8 protein-coding genes are annotated in these 7,885 nt (G+C 57.6%); 6 read left to right on the forward strand and 2 right to left on the reverse strand.

What is annotated here, in order from left to right; genetic code table 11:
- Window positions 1–12: 12 nt before the first annotated feature.
- Both ABT23_RS11420 and ABT23_RS11425 read right to left on the reverse strand, forming a co-directional pair.
- Window positions 13–2,025, reverse strand: coding sequence for a cytochrome c biogenesis protein ResB (locus ABT23_RS11420; protein WP_296635242.1), 2,013 nt, complete (start codon window positions 2,023–2,025; stop codon window positions 13–15).
- A gap of 84 nt (window positions 2,026–2,109) precedes the next feature.
- Complete coding sequence (locus ABT23_RS11425) at window positions 2,110–2,736, reverse strand: c-type cytochrome (protein ID WP_018509082.1); 627 nt, start codon at window positions 2,734–2,736, stop codon at window positions 2,110–2,112.
- Window positions 2,737–2,793: 57 nt separating this feature from the next.
- Here ABT23_RS11425 and yihA point away from each other — a divergent pair, with 57 nt between their 5' ends.
- From yihA to ABT23_RS11455, 6 genes are all read left to right on the forward strand, one after another.
- Window positions 2,794–3,471 carry a ribosome biogenesis GTP-binding protein YihA/YsxC gene (yihA, locus tag ABT23_RS11430; RefSeq protein ID WP_296635244.1) on the forward strand — a complete coding sequence of 226 codons (678 nt, stop codon included), beginning with the start codon at window positions 2,794–2,796 and terminating at the stop codon, window positions 3,469–3,471.
- Window positions 3,472–3,608: 137 nt separating this feature from the next.
- On the forward strand, window positions 3,609–4,613 hold the full coding sequence (hemB, locus tag ABT23_RS11435; protein WP_296635272.1) for a porphobilinogen synthase: 1,005 nt from the start codon (window positions 3,609–3,611) through the stop codon (window positions 4,611–4,613).
- 83 nt (window positions 4,614–4,696) lie between these two features.
- Window positions 4,697–5,467: a hypothetical protein gene (locus tag ABT23_RS11440; protein WP_296635247.1), complete on the forward strand. Its 771-nt coding sequence runs from the start codon at window positions 4,697–4,699 to the stop codon at window positions 5,465–5,467.
- 11 nt (window positions 5,468–5,478) lie between these two features.
- Complete coding sequence (locus ABT23_RS11445) at window positions 5,479–6,345, forward strand: ThiF family adenylyltransferase (protein WP_296635251.1); 867 nt, start codon at window positions 5,479–5,481, stop codon at window positions 6,343–6,345.
- A 267-nt stretch (window positions 6,346–6,612) separates the two neighbouring features.
- Window positions 6,613–7,428: a flocculation-associated PEP-CTERM protein PepA gene (gene pepA, locus ABT23_RS11450; RefSeq protein WP_296635254.1), complete on the forward strand. Its 816-nt coding sequence runs from the start codon at window positions 6,613–6,615 to the stop codon at window positions 7,426–7,428.
- A gap of 15 nt (window positions 7,429–7,443) precedes the next feature.
- Window positions 7,444–7,677 carry a hypothetical protein gene (locus ABT23_RS11455; RefSeq protein ID WP_296635258.1) on the forward strand — a complete coding sequence of 78 codons (234 nt, stop codon included), beginning with the start codon at window positions 7,444–7,446 and terminating at the stop codon, window positions 7,675–7,677.
- Window positions 7,678–7,885 lie beyond the last annotated feature (208 nt).

Raw genomic sequence — 7,885 nt, forward strand, 5'->3', positions numbered from 1 at the left:
GTGACCTCCGGATTACTTGGCAAGCGTGTCGAGCGCCTGGGCGTGTTGGGTAAACTCTTTTTCGAAGTCTATCGTGTGTTTGGCCGATGACATGGCCAGCAGGGCGTGGCCAGGTTTGATGCGCAGCCAGACGCGTCGTTCGCGTACAAAGAGCATGAAGAATACGCCGAGTGTCAGCAAAAACGAACCTAAATAGACCACGTTCTTCCCGGGCGACCGGGTAAGCTGCAGGCCGCTCGCCTTGACCTCGTCATAATGCATCAACTGCAGGTAGATCGGCGCGCCGTAGACAAACATGTCGCTGACGCTGTTGAGCGTGTCGCGTACCAGCCAGCCGGTAGCGTCATCGGGCTTGGGTTCGGGCAGATGGGCCTGGCGATTGGCGATTCTCAGGGCCTCGTATGCCGTAAGTTCAAGAATGCGCAGATAGGTGCCCGCCGCTTTTTCGCGCTCGGCGGCGGGTACGTTGGTTTCGATGAACTGGCCCAGGGTCTGAAACCCGCCTTTGGCAAACAAAGCCAGCACCTGCGCGGCGCTATTGGTCAGCTTGCCCTCGATTTGCGGGTCAGTCGCATTTTTCGGCAGGGCTTGATGGGCAAAATTGGCCGCGATTTCATGCCGCCATGCGGGATTCAGCAGGGCGCCGCGCAGCCGCATGAACGTCTCGAGGTTGCCGTCCGCGTCGAGGGGCATGCGCATGTAACGGAAGGCCTCGTTCGGCGCGTCGCGCACGCCCGACATCATGTACCAGCGGCCATCGAGTTCGAGCGGCAGCATGTAATTGCTGAATTCATGTGCCTGCCCGCGCGAATCGCGCAGCTTGTACTGGAAGCTGGGGCCGACGTTGCGCAGATGCTTCTTGTCGCTGATCGGGCTGCCGCCCAGCACACTCATGGTGCTGCCGGACTCGACGGCGTCGCCACCCATGTTCTCGATATTGAAAGGCCGGAAATCGGTGAACTCCAGCGTGTAGTCGCCTGCCACGCTGGTCAGCGTGGCATTCTGGTGCACGGTGCCTTCGATCGGGAAGGACGAGTCCGTAGGCGCAAACAGGTTCCAGCCGCGGAGGCTCAGCCGGGTGCCGCCATCGGCAAAGCTGGCCTGGTAGATCGCGATACCGTCCTGGATCAACGGATGGTTGACGGCAATCGTCGCATCGCGGATTTTCTTTCCTGAGCGGTCGAATATTTCGAGGTCGCTCTCGAAATTCTTGGGTTGCCCCGTCGTGTAATGTTCGATGCGGAATTGCTTGAGTGCAACGGTGAAAGGCAGATCCTGAACCAGATAGCCGTCAGCCACATTCAGAAAAACCACGTCGGCACTGGATCCTTCCGGAATCTGCACGCTCCCGCGAAACGACGGATTGGAGGGAGATAGACGCGAAATTGCCGGTACCTGGCTCTGCGGAATGTCGCGGGTCTCGATTTTCTTGTAGCCCAGCAGTTGCTGCACCTTGAATACCAGATTGCCGTCTATCAGGCCGCCGATGCAGATCATCACGATGGCCGAATGCGCGAGAAAATAGCCGAGACGGTTCCAACTGCCAGCTTTGGCGGCGAGTAATACGCCTTCCTCGCGCGGTAGGTTTTTCACCTTGTAGCCCTGGCCTTCGAGGTAGTGCTGCACGCTGGCAGCGAGGGCTTCGGGCGTCTGGGTCGTGGCAGCCTCGTGCTTGTGCTTGAATGCGTTCAGCGATTGTTCGCTGACGTGCTCGCGAAAGCTTTTCATTTCGCGTGCAAAGTTCGGTGCATTACGGTAAATACAGACGGTGGTGGAGACGACCAGAAAGGTCAGGATGACCAGAAACCAGGCTGCATGATAGACATCGTACAACCCCAGTTTTTCATAGGCCTCGAACCAGAACGGCCCGAACTGGATGATGTAGTTGTTGTAGGGCTCGGCCTGCTTCAGTACGGTCCCGATAATAGAGGCGACAGCCAGGATGGACAGCAGGCTGATCGCGAAACGCATCGAGCTCAACAGCTCGAATACGGATTTTCCGAAGGACGGGGACGTGGAATTCATGGGGGCAGCAATACCCTCTAGGGCACCAGAAAAAAAAGGGTGACCTGCGTCACCCTTTCATCGACTCGGATGCGGTCAATAAGTTTAACGCAAGCCCTGAATATAAGCAGCCACGGCTTTCATGTCAGCATCCGTCATCTTCGCCGCGATGGTGCGCATCATCTTGGCGCCGTCGTTGGCACGCGTCTCTAGGCGGAAATTGTTCAGCTGTGCGTAAATGTATTCGCTGTGCTGTCCGGCCAGGCGCGGAAACTGGACGGGGACGCCCTTGCCCTGCGGGCCGTGGCAGGATGCGCACGCCGGCACGCCAGCGCCTTGTACGCCGCCACGGAAGATTTTCTGGCCCAGCAGCGCCAGTTCCTGATCCTTGGAAGTCCCGGGCTTGGGCTGCTGGGCGCTGAAGTAGGCCGCCAGGTTCAGCATGTCCTGCGGACTGAGACTGGCGACGATGCCGCCCATCACCGCATTTTTGCGCTCACCCGACTTGAAGTTGGTGAGTTGCTTGTCGATGTATTCCGCATTCAGGCCGGCCAGCCTGGGATTGGCCGCGACGGTGCTGTTGCCGTCCGCCGCGTGGCAGCCTGCGCAGACTTGATTGACGATGCTTTCAGCCGCCTTGGGATCGCCTTTGCTGGCCGGGCCCGCAGCAGGTTCGTTGGCAAAAGCGGAGGTGGCGGCCAGTGCGGCAACCAGTGAGACGACGAGTTTCATCAAAAGCTCCTGAAGCTTGCAAAACTTGGGAAAACGGGTAGTTTAGCGGCAACTAATATGACTGCCAAGCCCGTGCTCAATCGCGCTCAATTCCATACCTCGGTCGCCCAGCTGCGCGATTTGCCCTACAGTCGCGCCGAGATTGCGTTTGCCGGGCGATCGAATGCCGGAAAATCCAGTGCGATCAATCTGTTAACGCGTAAAAACCGTCTGGCGTTTACGTCCAAAACGCCAGGGCGGACGCAGCTTATCAATTTTTTCGAACTGGATGCCGACACCTATCTGGTCGATCTGCCCGGCTACGGCTATGCGAAAGTGCCGCCGGAAGTGAAAGCAAAATGGGAAGGCCTGCTGTCGCGTTATCTGCAGGAGCGTGAAGCGCTGGTCGGCATGGTGCTGATCATGGACGCGCGCCACCCGCTTACGCCGCTGGACCGGCAGATGCTCGACTGGTTTACGCCTACGGGCAAGCCCGTACATATATTGCTGTCGAAGGCTGACAAACTTTCGAACAGTGAGAAGGCATTGACGTTGCGCCGTGTCAAGCAGGAACTCTTGTCGCAAGCGTGCATCACTGTGCAACTGTTCTCAAGCCTCTCCCGCTTGGGTGCTGAAGAAGCCGCCGCTTTGATCGAAGGCTGGCTTGGCCATGCACACCCGGTCACGACCGGCCCTAACCCGGTGCCTGGCGACGCCCAACAAAAAAGCCCCGACCAAGGGAGGGATCGGGGCTAAAAAATGCCTTAAGGGGATTAAGGCATCCCGCTCAGGGAGGAGAAGCGGGAGACGATACGAGACCGTCTATTCCGTAGAGCAACCCTGGGCTGAAATAGTTCCAGCCACCCACAAATTTTTTGGAGAACTTTGTGAATCTGCCATTTGGCCAATTCCCAGCCCGCCGGATGCGGCGCATGCGACGCGACGATTTTTCCCGGCGCCTGATGCGTGAGCACACACTTACGCCTAACGATTTTATCTATCCGGTATTTATTCTGGAAGGCCAGAACAAGCGCGAGGCAGTGAGTTCGATGCCGGGTGTCGAGCGGCTATCGCTCGATTTATTGATGCCGGTCGCCGAGGACTGCCTGAAATTGGGGATTCCCGCGCTGGCGCTATTTCCGGTGATCGATGCCGGCTTGAAGACCCTGGGAGCGGAAGAGGCGTTCAATCCCGCGGGCTTGGTGCCGAGGACCGTGGCCGCACTGAAAGATCGCTTTCCCGAGTTGGGTATCATCACCGATATCGCGCTCGACCCCTATACCAGTCATGGCCAGGATGGGCTGCTCGACGACAGCGGCTACGTCATGAACGACGAAACGGTGGCCGTGCTGGCACGGCAGGCCGTGACCCATGCCCAGGCGGGCGCTGACGTGGTGGCCCCCTCCGACATGATGGATGGGCGGGTTGCGGCACTCCGCGCCACGCTCGAAGAGGCAGGACATATCCATACTCGCATCCTGGCCTATGCTGCCAAATATGCTTCCAGTTTTTACGGGCCGTTCCGCGATGCCGTCGGATCGGCTGCCAACTTGGGTAAGGGCAACAAAACCACGTATCAGATGGACCCAGCCAACAGCGATGAAGCCCTGTGGGAAGTCGGCATGGACTTGCAGGAAGGCGCCGATATGATCATGGTGAAGCCGGGGCTGCCATATCTGGACGTCATTCGCCGGGTCAAGGATGCCTACGGGGCGCCGACCTACGCCTATCAGGTCAGCGGCGAATACGCTATGTTGAAGGCAGCGGTACAAAATGGCTGGCTGGATGAGCGGGCCTGTGTGCTGGAGGCCTTGATGGCCTTCAAACGTGCGGGAGCGGATGGCGTGTTGACGTATTTTGCGCGCGACGCCGCACACTGGTTGCGTGCCGGAACCTAAACTTTCGTGTCATAGGGGCCGATAGAAAGCAGGTGGGGAATGGATTTTCCCCGGTATGTCAGGAGCGCAAGGTGACGCTGAGTTTGAGTAAGTTGATCGGGCGTGGCCGGAGCATCGCTGATGATTTTGACAAAACCATCATCAGCTTTGAGTCGCCCTACCGCCTCAAGGATTTGAGCCCGTTGTCGGAAGGGGAGCCCGAAACCCAGGAAGAGCGTCTGGGCGAAAAACTCTTCAAGCTGCGCTTTGCGCAGCAGGACGAGGTGTTCAATCATGCCAGCATGCTGGTGCAGAAACGCTATGCTTGGCGCGGTTTTCCCAAGGCACAACTGAAAAAATACCCCAATCGCATCACGATTCTGTCGTTCCACCAGGAAAAAATCGTCGGGACCGTTACCGTCGGCTATGACTCGGAAGAAGGCATGCTGGCCGACGAAATCTACAAGCCTGAAATCGATACGCTCCGCGCGCAGGGCAAGCGGGTCGGCGAACTCAGCAAGCTTGCCATCGACGAGAATATCGGCTCCAAGCAACTGCTCGCCAGCCTTATCCATATCGCATATCTGTATGGCGTGATCCACGAATGTACCGATGCCATCATCGAAATCGTGCCCCGCCACAAGGCCTTCTATGAAAGGATGTTGGGCTTCAAGCAGATTGGCGAGGAGAAAATGAACAACCGGGTCAATTTTCCGGTGTTGCTGATGCATCTGGAACTGGATTACATGCGGAAACAGATCGAGACGCTTGGCGGCAAGGGCAAGGCCGCCAAGGATCGTAGCCTCTATCCGTATTTTTTCTCGGCACATGACCAGGAAGGCATCCTTGGGCGCTTGCTGCGGGAGGAAACCTGAACTCGACTGGCGTGCCCTCCTTCGATTACCACGAAGCGTTTAGTCGTAATATCGGCTGGTTAACGCCGCATGAGCAAACCCTGCTGCGCGGCAAGAAAATTGCCATTGCCGGGCTGGGAGGGGCGGGCGGCGTGCATCTGCTGACGCTGGCCCGTCTGGGTATTGGAAAATTCCACGTGGCCGACCTCGACGATTTTGCCCTAGTGAATTTCAACCGGCAGGCAGGGGCCAGCCTGGGCAGCCTGGGTCAGCCCAAAGCGCGGGTCATGGCTGGACTGGCACGCGAGATCAATCCCGAACTGGATATTCAGGTATTCGACGAAGGGGTGCAGCCGCAGAATGTGGACGCATTCCTGGACGGCGTCGACCTGTACGTGGATGGCCTGGATTACTTTGTTTTTCCGGCTCGCCGCCTGGTCTACGATGCCTGCCGTGCCCGCGGCATCCCTATCACCTTCGCCGTTCCGCTTGGCATGGGCGCGGCCGTGCTCAATTTCCTGCCGGACGGCCCCAGTTTCGACGATTATTTTCGGCTGGAGGGCACACCCGAGGACGAATGGCCGACCCGTTTCCTGGTCGGACTGGCCCCCGCTCTGCTCCACCGCGGCTATCTGGTTTATCCCGAAATCGTCGACTTCAAGGCCCAGCGTGTCCCGTCGACTGGCTTGGCATGCCAGTTGTGCGCAGGGATGGCCGGTACCGAGGCCCTGAAGATCCTGCTGGGCCGCGGTAAGGTCCGTGCTGTGCCCCACAGCATGCAGTTCGACGCCTACACCGGCAAACTGAAGCACGTCTGGCGCCCAGGCGGCAATGCTCATCCGCTCCAGCAGTTGGCGATTGCGTACGTCAACTGGCGCCTGTCACGCGCGCGTCACTGATTCGCCCGTTGCATCCGACCAGCACGGGTGCGCCCGGCCTGCCTCAAGCCACTGCAATCCTTTCCGGTGGAGGTCGCCTCGAGCAACCGCACTACCTTATTTGACGGGTGTCGGTTTTTTTTACATTTCGCCTTGTGATGCCCAAGGTGGATTTGCATAATATGTTGATACGTATAGACATTTTTTAACTGGCACACGCTGTGCTTTATGTTGGCCAAGGCAAGGAAGGCGAATGCCCAGATCAGAAGTCAACTCAAGGAGCACGAAATGAAATTCAATATGAAATTGGTGCAAGCAAGTTTGGTTGCAGCGATGGCCACGGCAAGTGCCGGCTCCATGGCTGCCGTGTTTAACGATTTCCAAGTGTCGGAAGGCTCCGTGCCTGGAAGCGTTGTGAATACGTTTACCGCAGACAAAATTACCGGTAACTATGTCGAAGTAGTGAGCTTCGACGGCGCAGGCAACTTTGCCACTTCCATCAAATGGCAAGCTGGTCAATATGTTGCAAATGATGGGACGACCCCGCTTACCACCCAACTTGGCAGCTTTGGCTCCAGTGGTTATGGACTTTATGCGTTGCTGCAAGGAACCGGTACCTACTCTACAAATGGGGCTGGCATTACAACCTTCAACTTCAATCCGGGTGGCAGCCTGAATGTCTGGATCGACCCCGATGCCAACACAAGCTTTACCGCGCCTGCGACAGGGGCGGGTGCCTGGACAACAGGGAATACTGGCGATCCGGACTACCTGATTGCATCTGGCGCCTTGTTTGGTGGCACGGGTACGCTTGATCCCACGCTGAGTTCATGTAAGAACGGCGGCATCAACTGCGGCAGCTTCGGTACGTCGACCAGCTTCCTGCTGACGGCGCTCGGCTCGCAGTATTTCACTGCTCCGGTGCCCTTCTACAACGTTTCGTTCGAATCGGGTCAGTTGAACTCCTTCGTGGTGGCTGGCACGCAGACTATCAATGGTTCGCAGGACGTGGTGTTCGGTGTGCCTGAGCCGACCAGCATCGCGCTGATGGGTCTGGGTCTGGTCGGATTGGGTGTTAGCCTGCGTCGCCGCAAGCAAGCCTGATCGATCGCAGTACGCATGAGTGAAAACCCCAAGGCTCAGGCCTTGGGGTTTTTTATTTTGCTAGGGTCCGTGAATAGGCAAAACATGAATCCGGCATGTTTGCGGGCTTTCGTGGACGTGGCCATTAAATTGGCGTTGCATCCTGAAGCACTTACTGAAATGACTCAAGAACTATCGGCAGCATCCATCGGCGCGCCCTTATGCGGAATCGTCTTAGAGAATGGCCGGGTGAACTCGCAGGCGGCATAACGACTATCTTGACTTGATAACTGCAGCTTCAGGCTTTTGGAATGTTCGGCAGGCGTAAGGTGAAGTCACACTGCAATACCTTGAATGGGGGAGTGTGCCTGTAACGGTGGGTGAGGAGGGATATCTTGGCTCTTCTCGCGCTGGAATCTTAAGAAGCTATTGTGTGTCTCCAGGACTCCATCGGCGCGCCACACCACGACGTGGGCGA

The organism is Thiobacillus sp. SCN 63-57, from assembly GCF_001725555.1.
In the GTDB taxonomy this organism is placed as follows: Bacteria; Pseudomonadota; Gammaproteobacteria; order Burkholderiales; family Thiobacillaceae; genus Thiobacillus.

What these genes read in the sequence shown, in the direction of transcription:
- yihA (WP_296635244.1), top strand. Translation starts at nt 2,794, where the DNA reads ATGACTGCCAAGCCCGTGCTCAATCGCGCTCAATTCCATACCTCGGTC.
- ABT23_RS11455 (WP_296635258.1), top strand. Translation starts at nt 7,444, where the DNA reads ATGAGTGAAAACCCCAAGGCTCAGGCCTTGGGGTTTTTTATTTTGCTA.
- pepA (WP_296635254.1), top strand. Translation starts at nt 6,613, where the DNA reads ATGAAATTCAATATGAAATTGGTGCAAGCAAGTTTGGTTGCAGCGATG.
- ABT23_RS11420 (WP_296635242.1), bottom strand. Translation starts at nt 2,025, where the DNA reads ATGAATTCCACGTCCCCGTCCTTCGGAAAATCCGTATTCGAGCTGTTG.
- ABT23_RS11425 (WP_018509082.1), bottom strand. Translation starts at nt 2,736, where the DNA reads ATGAAACTCGTCGTCTCACTGGTTGCCGCACTGGCCGCCACCTCCGCT.